This is a genomic window from Micromonospora sp. C28SCA-DRY-2 (assembly GCF_030519475.1).
Classification (GTDB): domain Bacteria; phylum Actinomycetota; class Actinomycetes; order Mycobacteriales; family Micromonosporaceae; genus Micromonospora.
The window spans coordinates 1,127,016-1,144,606 of the sequence record NZ_JAUMKD010000002.1 but is presented as its reverse complement, the minus strand read 5'-3'; the positions used below and the strand labels follow the sequence as shown (position 1 = coordinate 1,144,606).

The window sequence follows — 17,591 nt, the reverse complement described above, 5'->3', positions numbered from 1 at the left end:
GTGAGGACGGCTAGGACTCGGCGGTGTTGTTCGGTGTCGGGGGGGAGGTTGAGCTTGGTGAAGATGTTGCGGACGTGCTTCTCCACCGCGCCGTCGCTGACCACCAGGGTCCGGGCGATGGCAGTGTTGGAGCGGCCCTCGGCCATCAGCCCGAGCACCTCCCGTTCCCGGGGGGTCAGCTCGCGCAGCGGGTCGTCGCGGCGGCGCCGGGCGAAGAGCTGGCCGACCACCTCCGGGTCGAGCACCGTGCCGCCGGCGGCCACCCGGTCCAGCGCGTCGAGGAACTCGTCGATCGCGGCCACCCGGTCCTTGAGCAGGTAGCCGATCCCGCCGCCGCCGGCCCCGGTGGTGGCGAGCAGGTCGTCGGCGTACGAGACCTCGACGTACTGGGAGAGCACCAGGATCGGCGTCCGCGGCACCAGCCGCCGGGCCTCCACCGCGGCGCGCAGCCCCTCGTCGGTGTGCGAGGGCGGCATCCGGACGTCGACGATCGACACGTCGGGCCGGTGGGCCACCACCGCCTCGACCAGCGCCTCGCCGTCGCCGACCGCGGCCACCACCACGTGCCCCCGCTCGCTGAGCAGCCGGATCAGCCCCTCCCGCAGGAGGACGGCGTCGTCCGCGATCACGATCCGCATGGTGTCGTTGTCTACCACGTGCGCCCCACCGTCCCGAGGAAGCACCGTGCGGCCGGCCGGTCCGCCACCCCCGACCTGCCGCACCCCGCCGACCGCGGCGGAAGGCACGGCGTACCCGGGGACGGAGCGACCGGGCTCACAGCGGGAGTTCCGCGCGGACCTCGGTGGGGCCGCCGGCCGGGCTGATCACGTCCAGCCGGCCGCCGGCGGCGCGGACCCGGTCGGCGATGCCGACCAGCCCGTGCCCCTTGGCCAGGTGCGCCCCGCCCTGGCCGTCGTCGCCCACGGCCACCACCAGCCGCTGGTCCTGCCGGGCCACCGTGACCTGGCACTCGGTGGCCCGGCTGTGCTTGGCGACGTTGGTCAGCGCCTCGGCCACCACGAAGTACGCCGTGCTCTCCATCGCCGGGTCGAGCCGGCCGTCCGCCGTGCCGAGGTCCCGGTCCACCCGCAGCTCGATCGGGATCAGCCCGCGCCCGGCCAGCGCGGCGAGGGCGCTGGGCAGCCCGCGGTCGACCAGGATCGGCGGCGCGATGCCCCGGGACAGCGCGCGTAGCTCGGCGAGCGTCTCGCGGGTCTGGGCGACCGCCTCGTCCAGCGTCCGCCCGGCCGCCTCCGGGTCGGAGGCGAGCTGCTGGCGGGCCCGGCTCAGGTCCATCGCCAGCCGGACCAGGCGTTGCTGCGGGCCGTCGTGGATGTCCCGCTCCAGCCGGCGCAGCGCGCTCGCCTCGGCCGACACGGCGGCCCGCTTCTGCTCCTCCAGCACGGTGATCCGGTTGCGCATCTCGGCCACCCCGGTGAGCATCGCCCGGCCGAAGCTGGCCTCCATCAGCGCGCAGCCGCGGACCACGATCGGCAGGGTGATCAGGAAGAACAGCCCGATCGCGGTGTGCAGGCCGATCCGGGCGGTGGTCGAGTCGCCGAGGCCGAGGAGCTGGGGGAGCTCGACGTCCTCCGGGTCGCCGTGCGGCAGCGCCCAGTCGTACGCCCAGTAGAGCGAGCCGGCGACCGCGCCGGCCCACCAGGTCAGCGTGACCACGAAGCCGATCACGGCGACCACCAGCTTGAGGATGCCGTGCGCCAGGTCGAGCCAGGACTGGGCGTCGCCCATCGGCACGAAGATCCGCCGCCAGGCGCTCGCGCCGGGCTCGGCGAGCCGGTACTGCGGCCGGATCCGCGCCTGTCGCAGCACGGCGGGCAGCCGCAGCCGCTCGATGTCGGCCAGCCCGCGGGCCGCGTAGAGGGTGCCGCTGAGGATGGGCAGGCCGATCACGGTCACCACCAGCCCGAGGCCGGCGGCGAGGCCCACGATGAGCACCACGAAGCTGGCCAGCGCGAGCGGGAGACCGAGCAGGACGTACCCGGAGTCGATGAAGAGCTGGCGGGAGATGGTCGGGGCCAGGGCCGGCTGGTCGGCGGCGGCGGGAACGGCGGTCATGGCACGAGGCTAGGCAGCGGGGTGGGTCTCCACCCATCCCGCGGGCCGCCGTTTCCGACGTAGGGCTGGCCCTACCCGCACCTCGGCGGGCGGTCGGCGAGCCGATCGGGTCGGCGACGCGCGCTCGCGCGATTGGTCAGAGAAGTCGTAATTGAGCAATAATCGCCGAGCGGCGCCGGCACGGTGGCCGGATCGATCTTGCGGAATGGAGGGCCTGGTGGAGCCGCGTCGCGAGCTTTCAAGATCGCGATTTGTGCGTGCGTTCACAAGCGCCTACTCTGTAATTCCGACGCGCCCTGCTAGCACAGCCGGCAACCTCGGTCGCCAGCGGGAGTCCCGAAACGGCCGGCCACTGGAGCTGGACGAGGATCGCACCGCACGGAGTCTCATGAGTCAGCACCGTCACCCTGGCGCGCCCGGTCGCGCCGGTGCCGTACCGGCGCTACCTGACCTGCCCGAGGCGACGGTCGCGCGGCTCCCCGAATACCTTCGTGCCCTGCACAATCTCGCCGAAACAGGTCACGAGACGGTGTCCAGCGAGGGGCTGGCCAGCGCCGCCGGGGTCAACTCCGCGAAGCTGCGCAAGGACCTGTCCCACCTCGGCTCGTACGGCACCCGCGGGGTCGGCTACGACGTGGCGCTGCTGATCGACCAGATCGAGTTCGTGCTCGGGCTCACCCAGCGCCGGGCGGTCGCCCTGGTCGGCGTGGGTAACCTCGGTCACGCCCTGGCCGGCTACGACGGCTTCGCCAGCCGCGGCTTCCGGATCGCCGCGCTCTTCGACGCGGACCCGGCGCGGGTCGGCGAGGAGATCAACGGCCTGGTCGTCCAGCACGTCGACGAGCTGCCCCGGGTCGCCGCCGCGGAGTCCATCGCGATCGGCGTGATCGCCACCCCCGCCGCGGCCGCCCAGCGGGTCGCCGACCAGCTCGTCGCGGTCGGTGTGACGAGCATCCTGAACTTCGCGCCGTGCGTACTCTCGGTGCCGGAGGGGGTCGACGTGCGCAAGGTCGACCTCGCCATCGAGCTGCAGATCCTGTCCTTCCACGAGCACCGCAAGGCGTCGCTGACCGCGCTTCCCGCCACCGGTGGGTCCGCCCTCACCGCCCTGCCGGGCGGGCTCGCGGTGACCGACACCCAGGAGGCGATCGGCACGTGAAACTGCTCGTCGTCGGCGCGTCGTACCGCACCGCTCCGGTCGCCACCCTGGAGCGGCTCGCGGTGGCTCCCGCCGAGCTCACCCGCACCCTGGACCGCCTGGTCGCGCAGCCGTACGTGACCGAGGCCGTGCTGGTCTCCACCTGCAACCGGGTGGAGGTCTACGCCGCGGTGTCCGGTTTCCACGGCGGCCTCGGTGACATCTGCGCCGTTCTGGCCGAGCAGGCCGGCAGCCCGCCCGCCACGCTCGCCAACCACCTCTACGTGCACTACGACGCCGCCGCCGTCGACCACGTCTTCCGGGTCGCCGCCGGGCTGGACTCGATGGTGGTGGGCGAGGCGCAGATCCTCGGCCAGCTCCGTGACGCCTACCACTGGGCGAGCGGGGCGGACACCGCCGGCCGGCTGCTGCACGAGCTGATGCAGCAGGCGCTGCGGGTGGGCAAGCGGGCCCACGCGGAGACCGGCATCGACCGGGCCGGCCAGAGCGTGGTCACCGCCGCGCTGGAGCTGGCCGCCGGCCACCTCGACGGCGCGCTGACCGGCCGCCCGGCGCTGGTGGTCGGGGCCGGCGCGATGGGGTCGCTCGGCGTGGCGACCCTCTCCCGGCTGGGCGCCGGGCCGCTCACCGTGACCAACCGGGGGGCCGACCGGGCCGTCCGGCTGGCCGAGTCGTACGGCGCCGCCGCCGCCCCGATGGCCGAGCTGACCGCCACGCTCTCCACAGTGGACATCGTAGTGGCCGCCACCGCGGCCACCGAACCGGTCCTCACCCGCGACGTGGTGACCCGGGCGCTGGCCGACCGCGACCCCGAGCGTGGCCCGCTGATCCTGCTCGACCTGGCCGTCCCGCGTGACGTCGAACCCGGCGTCGCGGAGCTGCCCGGCGTCGAGGTGATCGACATCGACCGGATGGCCGCGCTGCTCGCCGACGGGCCGGCCGCCGCCGACGCCGCCGCCGTGGAGCGGATCGTCGCCGCCGAGGTGGAGGGCTTCCTCACCTGGCTGCGCGGGGCGGACGTGGCGCCGACCGTGGCCGCCCTGCGCGGGCGCGCCGACGACGTGGTCACCGCCGAGCTGCGCCGGCTCGCCCAGCGCCGCCCCGACCTGACCGACGACCAGCGGGCCGAGGTGGCCCGGACGGTGCACCGGGTGGTCCAGCGGCTGCTGCACCAGCCCACCGTGCGGGTCCGCCAGCTGGCCGCGGAGCCGGGCGGCGACCAGTACGCGGCGCTGCTGCGCGAGCTGTTCGACCTCCAGGTGCCGCAGACCTCCCCGGTCGACACCGTCCCCGACGTCGTGGACTCCGACGTCACCCCGGCGTTCGGCGCCACCGACGCCCTCCCACCCGCCGGAGGTGAGCGATGAGCACGCCCCTGCGCCTCGGTACCCGGGGCAGCAAACTGGCGATGGCCCAGTCCGGCCACGTCGCCGAGGCCCTGACCGCCGCCACCGGGCGCCCGGTCGAGCTGGTCGAGGTGGTCACCGCCGGCGACCGCTCGGCCGCGCCGGTGCACCGGCTCGGGGTCGGTGTCTTCGTCTCCGCGCTGCGCGACGCGCTCGCCGCGCGGACCATCGACTTCGCCGTGCACTCCTACAAGGACCTGCCCAGCGCGGCGGCGCCCGGGCTGCACGTCGCCGCCGTACCGCCGCGGCAGGACCCGCGCGACGCGCTGGTCGCCCGCGACGGCCGGACGCTCACCGAGCTGCCGCCCGGCGCGGTCGTCGGCACCGGAGCGCTGCGCCGCATCGCCCAGCTGCACGCCCTCGGCATGCAGCTGGAGGTCACCCCGATCCGGGGCAACGTGGACACCCGCCTGGCGCGGGTCCTCGGCCCGGAGGCCGACCTGGACGCCGTCGTGCTGGCCCGGGCCGGCCTGGCCCGGCTGGGTCGTACCGACGTGGTCACCGAGACGCTCGACCCGATGCTGATGCTGCCCGCGCCCGCCCAGGGCGCGCTGGCGGTGGAGTGCCGGGTCGACGACCCGGACCTGGTCGAGCTGCTGGCCGTGCTCGACCACGCACCGTCGCGCGCCGCTGTCGTCGCGGAGCGGGCGTTCCTGGCCACCCTGGAGGCCGGGTGCAGCGCACCCGTCGCCGCCTACGCCGAGCTCGCCGAGGGCGACGCCGGCGAAGAGATCTACCTGCGCGGGGCGGTGATCAGCCCGGACGGTACCCGTGACCTCCGGCTGTCCCGCACCGGTACGCCCGCCGACGCGGCGGAGATCGGCAAGGCACTCGCCGCCGAACTCCTCGACCTCGGCGCCGACTCGATCCTCGGCCAAGCAGGACCCACCGGCCCGGGGACCCAGCAATTTGGGAGCACAGAATGACCCGCACCCGTAAGCCCGTAGGCCGCATCGCGTTCGTCGGGGCCGGTCCCGGCGACCCGGGCCTGCTGACCCGTCGGGCGCACGACGCCCTGGTCGACGCCGACCAGGTGGTGTACGACCGGGGAGTCCCCGAGTCGCTGCTCGACGCCGTCCGCGCCCAGGCCAAGACCGACGCCCAGTTCACGCCGGCCGAGGGCGCGCCGGGTGACGTGGCGAAGGTGCTGATCTCGGCCGCCCGCTCCGGGCTGAACGCCGTGCACCTGGTCGCCGGCGACCCGTTCGGGCACGACTCGGTGGTCAAGGAGGTGCAGGCGGTGGCGCGTACCGCCGCGCACTTCGAGGTGGTGCCGGGGGTCGGTCAGGCCGAGGGGGTGGCCACCTACGCCGGTGTGCCGCTGCCGGGCGTACGCACCGCGGCCGACGTCGAGGACGTCAGCACGCTGGACTTCGAGGCGCTGGCGGCGGCCGTCGGCCGGGGCTCGCTGGCGCTGGCCGTGGACGCCGGCGACCTCGCCGCGATCCGGGACGGCCTGCTCTCCGCCGGGGTGGACGGCGCCACCGCCGTCGGGGTGACCGGCGACGGCACCGGGGAGACGCAGTACACCACCACGTCGACCGTGGACAGCTTCGTCGCCGCGGCGCTCGGCTTCACCGGCCGGGTGGTGCTCACCGTCGGCGCCGGCGTCACCCAGCGGGACAAGCTCAGCTGGTGGGAGAACCGGCCGCTGTACGGCTGGAAGGTGCTGGTCCCGCGGACCAAGGAGCAGGCCGGCGTGATGAGCGCCCGGCTGCGCGCGTACGGGGCCATCCCGTGCGAGGTGCCGACCATCGCCGTGGAGCCGCCGCGCACCCCGGCCCAGATGGAGCGGGCGGTCAAGGGCCTGGTCGACGGCCGGTACGCCTGGGTGATCTTCACCTCCGTGAACGCGGTGCGCGCGGTCTGGGAGAAGTTCGCCGAGCACGGCCTGGACGCCCGGCACTTCGGGGGCGTCAAGATCGCCTGCATCGGCGACGCGACCGCCGACGCCGTCCGCGCGTTCGGCATCCAGCCGGAGCTGATCCCGTCCGGGGAGCAGTCCTCCGAGGGGCTGCTGGCCGAGTTCTCGCCGCACGACGAGGTGCTCGACCCGGTCGGCCGGGTGCTGCTGCCGCGCGCCGACATCGCCACCGAGACGCTCGCCGCCGGGCTCACCGAGCGCGGCTGGGAGGTCGACGACGTGACCGCCTACCGGACCGTCCGGGCCGCCCCGCCGCCGGCCGAGATCCGCGACGCGATCAAGTCGGGCGGCTTCGACGCGGTGCTCTTCACCTCGTCCTCCACGGTCCGGAACCTGGTCGGCATCGCCGGGAAGCCGCACGCGCGTACCGTTGTTGCCGTCATCGGGCCCAAGACGGCGGAGACCGCGACGGAGTTCGGCCTGCGGGTCGACGTCCAGCCGCCGCACGCCTCGGTGCCCGACCTGGTGGAGGCGCTCGCCGCCTACGCCGTCGAGCTGCGCGAGAAGCTCGCCGCCATGCCGGCGAAGCAGCGCCGGGGCTCGAAGGTGCAGGGGCCGACCGCCCTCCGCTTCCGGTAGTCGCAGCAGGAGGTCCGCATGCCGTACCCCGAGATCCGGCCCCGCCGGCTGCGCCGCACGGCGGCGCTGCGGCGGTTGGTCTCCGAGACCCGCCTCGACCCGGCCGAGCTGGTCGTGCCGATGTTCGTCAAGGAGGGGCTGACCGAGCCGCGGGCGATCGCCTCGCTGCCGGGCGTGCTCCAGCACTCCCGCGACTCGCTGCGCAAGGCGGCGGTCGAGGCGGTCCAGGCGGGCGTCGGCGGGATCATGCTGTTCGGGGTGCCGGCGCAGCGGGACCCGGAGGGCTCCGGCGGGATCGACCCGAACGGCATCCTCAACGTGGCCATCCGGGACGTGGTCTCCGAGGTGGGCGACGCCACCGTGGTGATGAGCGACCTCTGCCTGGACGAGTTCACCTCGCACGGGCACTGCGGCCTGCTCACCCAGGACGGCGAGGTGGACAACGACGCCACCCTGGCGGCGTACGCCGAGATGGCGGTGGCCCAGGCCGCCGCCGGGGTGGGCGTGGTCGGGCCGTCCGGGATGATGGACGGCCAGGTCGGGGTGGTCCGCAAGGCGCTCGACGCCGCCGGGCACACCGACGTCGCCGTGCTGGCGTACGCGGTCAAGTACGCCTCGGCGTTCTTCGGCCCGTTCCGTGACGCGGTGGAGTCGGCGCTGGAGGGCGACCGGCGTGCCTACCAGCAGGACCCGGCCAACCTGCGGGAGTCGCTGCGCGAGGTGGCGCTGGACGTCGCCGAGGGCGCCGACATGGTGATGGTCAAGCCGGCGCTGCCGTACCTCGACGTGGTCTCCGCGGTCCGCGCGGCGGTCGACGTCCCGGTCGCCGCCTACCAGGTCTCCGGCGAGTACGCGATGGTCGAGGCGGCCGCCGCGAACGGCTGGATCGACCGGGAGCGGGTGATGCTGGAGACGCTCACCTCGATCCGCCGCGCCGGCGCGCAGATCATCCTCAGCTACTGGGCGGTCGAGGCCGCCCAACTGCTCCGCCAGCGCTACTGAGCCGAGCCCGCGCCGCCCTTCTCACGCGGTAGTTCGCCACCATCGATGACGGCCCGCCGCCCAGGAGGCGGCGGGCCGTCGTCTGTCGGTGCGGGTGGGTCAGTCGTCGTTCGAGATGGTGCCGGTGGCGACCGGGTCGGCCAGCCGCAGCCCCGGCACGCCGCCCACCACCAGGGTGAGCTTCTCGTCCGGCTCCGCCTTCCGGTCGCCGCGTACGGTCACCGGGAAGGCCAGCGAGGTCTGCCCGGCGGCCAGCGTGCGGCAGCCGACGTACGGGTCGTAGTCCTGGCCGGACCGGGCGGTGAGGCCGATGGTCGCGGCGCAGAGCAGCACCGGCTCGGAGAGCGGCCGGGAGACGGTCACGGTGAAGGTGAGCGGGGTGGTGCCCTTGTCGCCCTCGGCCACCGCGACGTTCCCGACGCTCAGCGCGGCCCGGGAGCGGAACCGGGCCACCTGCGGGTCGTGGTCGCTGGAGCCGCGGGTGCCGTCACCGGGGTGCGCCGCCGGCCAGTCGGCGTTGATGTGCGCGGCCCGCATCTGCACCAGGTCCCGGTGCAGCGCCTCGTTGACGAAGAGGTGGTCCAGCGTCTGCGCCTGCCCCTCGAAGCTGTACGAGTAGGCCGACGACGGCGCCTCGGCGAGCAGGTCCTCCCAGAGGTTGCGCAGGCCCGCGTCGTAGAGCGGGGCGAGCTGGTCCGACGGGGTCGGCCGGTCAGCGGTGGCGATCGGGTCGTCCGGGCGGGGGAAGACGTTCAGGTCCCCGCCGTACACCACCCGGGCGTTCGGGTCCGCCGCCTCGATCGCGGTGACGATGGCGGCCCCGTACGCGGCCTGCTCCCGGCGCTGCCCGACCCGGCTGTCCGGGCCGGACGAGTAGTGGTTGCTGGCCGCCCAGAGGGTGAACCGCTCGGTCGAACCCGGCGCCGCGGCCACGGTGAACTTGCCGAGCTGCGGGGCGCGGGTGAAGACGTTGTTGCCGTCCCGCCCGGTGGAGGTGTCCACGTCGGCCGGCAGCACCGCGTTGAGCGCCTTCGGGTTCTGCACGTCCGCGTTGCTGGCCAGCCCCGGCGCGCGGTACCGCACGGTCGGCGCCGAGCCCAGCAGCGGGTCGGTGGCGGTGGCCTCGGCCAGCGCCACCCGGTCGGTGCGGTAGAGGAAGGCGGCGGTGATGCCCCGGGCGTCCGCGCCCGTCCGGTCGTACGCGGCGGCGTAGGCGGGACCGCCGGCCGCCGCGATGGTCAGCGCCAGGTCCTGCAGGCTGTCCGGCGCGCCGTCGGCGTTGTTCGTGCCGCCGCAGGCGAGCTGCCCGCCGGCCACCGCGCAGATGTCCTGGTCCTCGGCCTCCTGCACCAGGATCAGGTCCGGGCTGTGCAGGTCGGTGGTGATCTGGTCGGCGAGCGCGGCGAGCTGGTCGCGGTACTCCTGCTCGCTGGCGGGCACGTAGTCGAACGGCGGGCTCACCCCGGCGCAGCCGGCGTTGCCGGCGAAGTCGCAGCCGTCGAACGGGTCGTCCCGGAAGTCGTACAGGTTCTCCACGTTGTAGGTCGCGACGGCGACCTCCTCCGACCGGTTGGCCGGCTGCGGCGGGTGGTTCGTCGACGGGTCGGTGCCGCCGGCGAACTCGGCCCGCTCGACCTGCACGCCGTACTTCTCGAAGGAGTAGTAGAGGCCGCCCACCGCGTCGGCGCCGAGCGTGTCGAAGGTGTGCGCCGGCGGCAGCAGCGCGCCGCTGTCCCCGGTGCTGCCCTTCACGCCCATGCTGCCGAGCATGATCCGCTGGCCGTTGCCGTCGTCGAAGCGGCGGGCGGGGTCGTTGTCCAGCGGGTGGGCGTCGCGGAACACCCGGCGGGCGTACGGGTCGGCACGGTCGAGCAGCGGGTCGTCCCGGTCGACCACCCAGAGCTCGGCGTCGGCGGTGGAGGCGAAGACGTCCCGCCCGCTGACCGCGCCGCTGCCGGCGCGCACCCGTAGCCGGGCGCCCTCGTGCCGCTCCCAGAACCGGCCCGCGGCGGCCAGGTCGGCCGGGGGCACCGCGTCGGTGACCTCGACGGCGGTGTCCACGTCGACCCCGGTGGCGATCCGGCGTACCAGCGAGGCGCTGGAGAGCTGGGTCATGCTGAAGTACTCCGACACCCGGGCGCGGAGCACCACCTCGTCGCCCACGGTCGGCACGTAGCCGCCGATCAGCGAGGTGAACGAGCCCATGAACACGAAGATGCCGTCGGAGCTGGTCGGGTCGCCGTCGGCGGCGTCGGCCCGGCTCTGCAGGAAGAAGCCGTGCTGGTCGCGCCCGGCGGAGTCCCGGGCCAGGGTCAGCTGGGTGATCACGCCGCGCACGTCGTGGAGGGCGCTGCTGGTGCCGTTGCCGCTGGCCGGCGCGTACGGGGACCGGTCGGTCGGGCCGGACTCGCCGTCGGTGGTCGGGCCCTGCACCTCGCCGACCGTCAGCTCCCGGGTGACCTGCACGGAGAGCGTGCAGGTGGCGGAGCCGCCGTCGGCGTCGGTGGCGGTCAGCACGACGGTGTACGCCCCGGCGGCCAGGTCCGCGCTCGCCGTGACGGTGGCCCGGGCGGTGCCGCCGACCGCGTCGGCCGGGGTGACCGCGGTGCGGCTGATCGAGCCGGCGGTCGGGGTCGGGGTGACCGAGGTGACCGCCAGGTCGACGATCCGGTCGTCGGTGTCGGTCGCGGTGACCTCGCGGGTCGCCGCGGTGCCGGCCGGGGTGACCAGCGCCCCGCCGCAGGTCAGGGTGGCCGGTGCGTCGACCGGGCCGCCGCCCCCGGAGTGCCCGCCGAGCCCGTCGAACGTGTCGGTGGCGAAGCCGGCCCACTGGGCGGCCGGGTCGAAGGCGTCGGCCGGGTCGGTGTCGCCGGCGGTGACGTTCGCCAGCCGGCGCAGGGTGTTGTCGGCGGTGCTGGTCAGGCCGCTGCCCCACTCGGCGCCCGGGTCGACGCCGACCTGGCCGAGCGAGTCGAGCACGGTGCCGCCGCGGCTCAGCACGACGGCGTCGTCCCCGTTGTACAGCCCGGTGGTGGTGGTCTGGTCGGCCTGGGCGAGGATCGCCGCCGCGGCGGAGGCGTGGGCGAGGACGAAGACGTCACCGGCCGGCACGCTGCCGGTCAGCGGGATGTTCGTCGGCGTGGTGGAGCCGTTGAAGTAGAGCTGGAGCTGGTATCCGCCGGCGGCCAGGTCGATGGCGGCGCCGGTGCCGTTGTAGAGCTCGATCGCCTTGTTGTTGGACGAGCCCTCGACGTACTCGGAGATGAACAGGTCGGTGGGCGCGGCGCTGGCCGCGGTGGGTGCGACGCCGACGGCCGTGGCGGTGACGGCGGCAGCTGTCGCGAGCGCGGCGAAGGTGCGGCGCGGGCGCATGGGGCCTCCACGATGGGTGGACGGGAACTAACGCACGTTAAGGGGCGTCGCTGTCCAGCGTCCATCCCCCGGCGGACTGTTTCGTGAATTCCGGTCAGCGCGCGGCGTCGAGACGGTGCACCAGGTCGGCGACGTCGACACTGTATTCGCACCAGTCGCGGTCGGGACGGTAGCCCAGTTCCGCGTTGACCTTGAGCATCGCCTCGTTGGCCTGCGCGTTCCAGGTCTGCACCTCGGCCAGCTCCGGCTCGGCGGAGCGCAGCTCCAGCAGCATCCGCGCCTTGATCGCGCGGTCGATCCCGTAGCCCCGGTGGTCCTGCACCACGATGGTGTCGTACTGGTCGGCGCGGGTGGGGTGCTGCGCCGGCACCACCACCTCGGTCAGGCCGGCCACCTCGCCGCTCTGCTCGTGCAGGGCCAGCACGATGTACGGCTTCATGCCGCGCCGGTGCAGGCAGTCCAGGCTGTCCCGGAGCCGCTCCGGGTCGTACGAGCTGGGGCGCAGTTCGCCGTCGTCGACGTCGCGCACCTCGGCCTTGGCCCGCGCGTACGCCTCGATCAGGTCGTCCGGCGGCCCGCCCGGGCAGAACTCGAGGTGGTAGCCCGCGCCGACGCCGGTGGCCATCTCGGCCAGCTCGGCCCAGTCCACCGTGGACAGGTCGAGCACGCTGCGGGTCTCGACGTACTCCCGGGTGAAGCCGAGCGCCTCGTAGAACGCCACCGCCGGGGTGTCGCCCACCACCTCGACCCCGATCGACTGGAAGCCCTCCTGGTAGACCCGGCGGGCGGCGACGCGCACCAGGTCACGGCCCAGCCCGGAACGCCGGACCGACGGGTGCACCAGCACCTCCAGCACGCCGATGTCACCGAGCAGCAGCACCTGCACCTGGCCCAGGATGGCCCCCGGCGCCCCGTTGCCGCCCGGCTCGGCCTGGGCGACCCAGGAGATGCGCCGTTCGCCGGGCATCACCTCGGAGAGGTATTCACGCAGGGAACTCTCCCGCCACGGCGGATCCTGCGGCAGATCGGCCGCGAGGACCGCGTTCAGCGTGTCCAGCAGCGACGCGATCTCGGCGGACGACGCGGTCCTGGGGTCCCACTCGCGCACCATCACCCGTCTAGCTTGCCGCTAACGGCTGCCCGAAGGAAGTGTCCAGTTCTCCAAATGTATGCGGACGATCACTTCACGTACGGCTGGCCTGCCCGTAGCGGTTGGCGGTGTCGAAGACGTCCTGGGCGTAGCGGCGGACGTCGTTGTACGACAGGATCGCGTTCCACCAGTCGCCCGGGATGGTGAGGTTCCGGCCGCCCTTGCAGAGGTAGTTGCCGGCGGCCAGGGCGGCGTCGTCCAGGTCGTGCGGGTCCTTGCGGCCGTCGTTGTCCGCGTCGGCGCCGATCTCCTGCCAGGTGGTCGGGATGAACTGCATCGGCCCGATGGCCCGGTCGTAGGTGGTGTCCCGGTCCAACTGGCCCCGGTCGGTGTCGACGATCCGCATCCGGCCGCCCTGCCCGTCCAGCGGCAGCCCGATGATCTCGGGCAGCGCCCGGCCGTCCGGGCCGAGCTTGGCGTTGTTGGCCTGGCCGTGCCCGGACTCGACGAACCCGATCGCGGCGAGCGTGGTCCAGCTCAGGCCGCAGCTGCGGTTGGTCTCGGCGAGCACCAGCTCGGCGTAGCCGTACGCCTGCATGGCGACCGGCGAGATGCCGACCTTCGGGCCGACCTGCTGGGCCCAGGCGGCGAGCGCGTCGGCCGGCCGGCCGGTGGCCACCGCTCCCACCGCCGGCCCGGTGGGCAGCGTGCCGCCCGGCGGCAGCGTCCCGGTGGGCAGCGGCGTGCCGCCGGGCAGTCCCGGCTGCGCGGGTGGCGGGGTGGCGGTGGCGCTGTCGTCGGCGGCCACCGGACGGGGCGCGCGGACCGTCGCGGGCACCACCAGGGCGCCGGCCGCGGCGGTCGCCAGCACCAGGGCGAGCAGGAACACCCCGGGCAGGGTGAGCCGGCCGCTGGAGCGCCGCGACCAGTCCCGGGTGGCCCGGGCGGCGGTCAGCGCCATCCGGTGCGGCGGCTGCCGTACGGCGTGCGCGAACGGCACCCGGCGCCGCCGGGCTCCCGCCGGCCGCCCCGTCGTCGCGCCGCCCCCGGTGCCCTCGGACGTGCCCGCGCCGTCACCGGACCTGGCGGTGCCCTCGCCCGGCTGGGCGGCGGCGCTGCTGCCGTCCGCGTTGTCGCCCGGCTTGGTAGCGGTGGTGTCCGTGCCGCCGTCCGCCGTGGCGGCGCTGTCGGCGCTGCCGTCCGGCCTGGTCGCGGCCGTGTCCGGGCGGCCGTCCGGCCGAGCGGTGCTGGCGTCGGAGTCGCCCGGCCGGGCGGCGGTGGGGTCCGCGCCACCGTCCACCGTGGTGGCCGCGTCCGCGCGGTCGGTCGGCTTCGGCCCGGCAGCGGTGGCCGGGTCGCCGGCGGCGCCGGTGTCCGGCCCGTCGGTGGCGGCCGCCGGCCGGTCGTCGGCGGGCGGGGCGGTGTCACGCCCGCCGGCCTGCGTCTCGCCCGGCTTCACGGGGGCGGCCGCAGCCGGGGCGTCGGCCGGGGCCGCGGATCTCAGCCACGGACGACGCGGGCGGGGCAGCCGGGTCGCCGGCTCGTCCGGCGCGGCTCCCGAGCCGGCGAGCGGCCCGTCGAGCGGCGCGGCCGGGCGCAGGGGTCGATGGGTCGATCTGTCCTCGCCGTCCACCACCCGTCGAGTATCACCCATGTCCCGTCCAGAGTCAGGTCCGGTCGTACCCTGGTGCCATGCCCCGGTACGAGTTCCGTTGCCGCGCCTGCGGCGACACCTTCGAGGTCAACCGTCCGATGATCCGGGCCGGCGAGCCGGCCTCCTGCCCGCAGGGGCACGACGACACGGTCAAGCTGCTCTCGACGGTCGCGGTGACCGGTCGGGGCGGCGCCGGCGCGCCCGGCGGCGGGCCCGCCGCGGGTGGCGGCGGTGGCTGCTGCGGTGGTGCCTGCGGCTGCTGATTCCGTCCGCTCGGGCCGTGGCGCTTGCCCGCGTCGAGGTCCAGTGGCACCTTGGGTCGGAACCTGCCCGGCCGTTCTCACGATGCGTGACGGCTCGGTATCAGGCAGCATGAACCCGACGTCACGGGCGGAGGTTCCACGCATGTCGCCACGGATCCACCTCCCGACCGGGTGGGTGACCTTCGTCTTCACCGACATCGAAGGCTCGACCCGGCTGGCCCAGCTGCTCGGTCCGGACTACCGCCCGGTGCTGCGCGAGCATCGCCGGCTGCTGCGCCGGACGATCGCCGCGACCGAGGGCGCGGAGCTGCTGACCGAGGGCGATTCCTTCTTCCTGGCGTTCGGCGACGCCACCGCGGCGCTCACCGCGTGCCTGACCGCGCAGCGCGCGCTGGCCGACCACGAGTGGCCCACCGCGGAGGCCACCCCCCGGGTGCGGATGGGGCTGCACACCGGCTGGGCCGAGCCGCGCGACGGCGAGTACGCCAGCCCCGAGGTGCACCGGGCGGCCCGGGTCGCCGCCGCCGCGCACGGCGGTCAGGTGCTCTGCTCGGCCGCCACCGCCCGGCACGCCGACCCGCTGCCGACCGGCGCCTCCCTGCTCGACCTCGGGCTGCACCGGTTGCGCGGCTTCGACGACCGGGAGCGGTTGTTCCAGTTGGTGGCCCCGGGCCTGGAGCGGCAGTTCCCGCGGCCGCGTACCGCTGACGCGGTGGCGCACAACCTGCCCACCCAGGTCACCTCGTTCGTCGGCCGGCAGGCCGAGCGGGCCGAGCTGCGCCGGCTGGTCGAGGACCACCGCCTGGTCACCGTGCTGGGTGCCGGCGGGGCGGGCAAGACCCGGCTCGCGGTGGAACTCGCCACCGACCTGGTGGAGACCTACCCGGACGGGGTCTGGTTCGTCGACATCGCCACCGTCACCGACCCGGGGCTGGTGGCGTTCGCGATCGCCGCCGTGCTCGGGCTGCGCCCCGAACCCGGCCGGCCCATGGTGGAGACCCTTGTCGAGTACGCCGCCGCCCGCCGGATGCTGGTCGTGCTGGACACCTGCGACGCCCAGCCGGCCGCCTCGGCCGACGTGATCTCCCGGCTGCTCGCCGGGGGCGTGGGCGTGCGGGTGCTGGCGACCAGCCGGGAGTCCTTCGGGCTGCCCGGCGAGGTGGTCTGGCGGATCCCGCCGCTCTCGGTCGACCCGCCGGTAGACGGCGCGGAGAGCGACGCGGTCGCGCTGCTGCTGGACCGGACGGCGGCGGCCCGCGGCGGCCGGCAGCCGGACCCGGCCGAGTCGGCCGACCTGCGCCGGGTGGTGCAGCGGTTGGACGGGTTGCCGCTCGCCATCGAACTGGCCGCCGCGCGGCTGCGGGTGCTCTCGGTCGGGCAGCTCGCCGAGCGCCTCGACGACGTGCTCGGCACCCTCGACGCCGGCCGGGACGACCCGGAGCCGCCCCCGGTAGAGCGTGGCTGGACGGGCAACCAGCAGGACACGGTGGACCTGGTCGCGGCGGCGGCCGGCGCCACGCCGCCGACCCCGGCCAGCCGGGCGGTGCAGCGCTCGGCCACCGAGCGGCACCTCACCATGCAGGCCACGGTCACCTGGTCCTACCGGACGCTGGGGCCGCGGGCGGCCCGGCTGCTGCGCTGGCTGGCGGTCTTCGCCGGCCCGGTGGACCTGGCCACCGTGGAGTGGCTGCTCGGCGACGACCCGCTCGACCCGCTCTCGGTGCTGGTGGACAAGTCGATGGTGCTGGCCGAGCCGCGCGCCTCGGGCAGCACCTACCGGATGCTCGACCCGATCCGGGCGTACGCGGCACGCCGGCTGGCCGAGGCCGGTGAGGAGCAGGCCGCCCGGGACCGGCACGTGGCCTGGTCGACGCACGCGCTGGAGCGGGCCCACCTCGGCCCGGACGGCCGGCCGGTCACCCTCTCCCTCTACGCCCTCGACCCGCTCGCCGGCGAGCTGCGCGCCGCGCTGCGCTGGTGCGCCACCGGCGGCAGCGCCCGGGCCGGCCTGCGGCTGGCCGGTGGGCTGGACCAGTGGTGGCGGGAGCGGGGCCTGGCCCGGGAGGGGCGGCTCTGGCTGTTCCGGCTCTACGGCCGGATCGCGGAGACCGGCGAGGCGATCCCGGAGGAGGAGCTGGCGGCGGCCTACCACATGCACTCGCTGCACGCCGGCGCGGACGGCGAGTTCGCCGAGGAGCTGCGCTTCTCGCAGCGGGCCGAGGCGGCGGCCCGGCAGGCCGGGGACGCCGGCCTGCTGGCCCGGGTGCTCGCCGGCCGGGCCGCCCCGCTGGTCGACATGGGGCAGTTCGCCGAGGCCGAGCGGGTCTGCCGGGAGGTCATCGAGTGGGCGCACGGCCAGGACGTGCTGGGCGACGCGCTGTTCGCCGTGTTCGGGCTGGCCGAGCTGCTCTGGCGGCGGGGCGCGCTGGACGAGGCGGCGGAACTGCTCGGCGCCGCCCGCCCGGTCGAGGCGGCCCGCCCGGTGGAGCGGGGCCGCCGCTCGGTGGACATGCTGCTCGGCATGGTCGCCCTGGCCCGGGGTGACCTGATCGCCGCGCACGAGCACCTGCTGGTGGCGCTCCGGTCCCGGATGAGCCACGGCTTCCACGGCCGGGCCTGCGACACCCTGAACGCGGTGGCCGTGCGCTGCGCGGCCGGCGGCGAGCCGCTGACCGCCGCCCGGCTCTTCGGCGCGGCCCAGGCGACCCGGGCCAACCTCCGCGCCACCCCGGGCATCTACGGGCCGTACTGGGCGGAGCGGCAGGCGCAGCTGCGCGGGGAACTGGGCGACGCGGCCTTCGACGACGCGTACGGCGAGGGGGCCGAGCTGGGCCTGGAGGAGGCGGCGGCGCTCGCGCTCGGCGTGGAGCACCCCGACCTGGCGGCCGACTCGACCCGGTTCACCACCGGCACCCCGACCCCGGCTCCCCGTCGCCCCGCCACCGACCCGCACCGCCATCCCACCCCGCACACCGAACACGCCTGACCCCGCCTGCCCCCGGGCCCGGCCATGACGTGGTCGAGCAAGGGGCTCGCGTCGGATTCCGGCGGGATCCGGGCGCGAAC

The 17,591-nt window shown here is 75.3% G+C and carries 12 protein-coding genes; 7 read left to right on the top strand and 5 right to left on the bottom strand.

The annotated features are described in order from the left end of the window. Together Q3W71_RS13760 and Q3W71_RS13755 are read right to left on the bottom strand one after the other, a co-directional pair. The coding region (locus Q3W71_RS13760) for a response regulator transcription factor (RefSeq protein ID WP_302919697.1) at positions 1-638 on the bottom strand (638 nt) is incomplete at its 3' end. Between the two features lie 136 nt (positions 639-774). Continuing rightward, on the bottom strand, positions 775-2,076 hold the full coding sequence (locus Q3W71_RS13755; protein WP_302919632.1) for a sensor histidine kinase: 1,302 nt from the start codon (positions 2,074-2,076) through the stop codon (positions 775-777). A gap of 388 nt (positions 2,077-2,464) precedes the next feature. On the opposite strand from Q3W71_RS13755, the gene Q3W71_RS13750 reads away from it, so the two are divergent. Genes Q3W71_RS13750 through hemB form a run of 5 tightly spaced genes read left to right on the top strand, consistent with a single transcriptional unit; the run spans position 2,465 to position 8,146 of the window. After that, the gene (locus Q3W71_RS13750; protein WP_302919631.1) at positions 2,465-3,235 is read left to right on the top strand and encodes a redox-sensing transcriptional repressor Rex; all 771 of its coding nucleotides are present in this window, start codon (positions 2,465-2,467) and stop codon (positions 3,233-3,235) included. Then, positions 3,232-4,602 (top strand): glutamyl-tRNA reductase, encoded by a 1,371-nt coding sequence (locus Q3W71_RS13745; RefSeq protein WP_302919630.1) that lies wholly within the window; start codon positions 3,232-3,234, stop codon positions 4,600-4,602. Before Q3W71_RS13750 ends, Q3W71_RS13745 begins: the two co-directional genes overlap by 4 nt. Beyond that, the gene (gene hemC, locus Q3W71_RS13740; protein WP_302919629.1) at positions 4,599-5,567 is read left to right on the top strand and encodes a hydroxymethylbilane synthase; all 969 of its coding nucleotides are present in this window, start codon (positions 4,599-4,601) and stop codon (positions 5,565-5,567) included. The genes Q3W71_RS13745 and hemC overlap by 4 nt, the downstream gene beginning before the upstream one ends. After that, entirely contained in the window at positions 5,564-7,144 is a 1,581-nt protein-coding gene (locus Q3W71_RS13735; protein WP_302919628.1) for a uroporphyrinogen-III synthase, read from the top strand. Before hemC ends, Q3W71_RS13735 begins: the two co-directional genes overlap by 4 nt. Before the next feature lie 18 nt (positions 7,145-7,162). Continuing rightward, positions 7,163-8,146 carry a porphobilinogen synthase gene (hemB, locus tag Q3W71_RS13730; protein ID WP_302919627.1) on the top strand — a complete coding sequence of 328 codons (984 nt, stop codon included), beginning with the start codon at positions 7,163-7,165 and terminating at the stop codon, positions 8,144-8,146. A 99-nt stretch (positions 8,147-8,245) separates the two neighbouring features. Here the strand turns inward: hemB and Q3W71_RS13725 are convergent, their stop codons facing one another. The 3 genes from Q3W71_RS13725 to Q3W71_RS13715 form a co-directional block, all read right to left on the bottom strand. Then, complete coding sequence (locus Q3W71_RS13725; protein ID WP_302919626.1) at positions 8,246-11,518, bottom strand: lamin tail domain-containing protein; 3,273 nt, start codon at positions 11,516-11,518, stop codon at positions 8,246-8,248. Between the two features lie 94 nt (positions 11,519-11,612). Further along, positions 11,613-12,629 (bottom strand): GNAT family N-acetyltransferase, encoded by a 1,017-nt coding sequence (locus Q3W71_RS13720; RefSeq protein ID WP_302919696.1) that lies wholly within the window; start codon positions 12,627-12,629, stop codon positions 11,613-11,615. 73 nt (positions 12,630-12,702) lie between these two features. Next, complete coding sequence (locus Q3W71_RS13715; protein WP_302919625.1) at positions 12,703-14,262, bottom strand: lytic transglycosylase domain-containing protein; 1,560 nt, start codon at positions 14,260-14,262, stop codon at positions 12,703-12,705. A 38-nt stretch (positions 14,263-14,300) separates the two neighbouring features. On the opposite strand from Q3W71_RS13715, the gene Q3W71_RS13710 reads away from it, so the two are divergent. Further along, a complete protein-coding gene (locus Q3W71_RS13710; protein WP_302919624.1) occupies positions 14,301-14,525 on the top strand; it encodes a zinc ribbon domain-containing protein in 225 nt (74 codons plus the stop codon). Positions 14,526-14,667: 142 nt separating this feature from the next. Continuing rightward, positions 14,668-17,511: an adenylate/guanylate cyclase domain-containing protein gene (locus Q3W71_RS13705; protein WP_302919623.1), complete on the top strand. Its 2,844-nt coding sequence runs from the start codon at positions 14,668-14,670 to the stop codon at positions 17,509-17,511. Positions 17,512-17,591 lie beyond the last annotated feature (80 nt).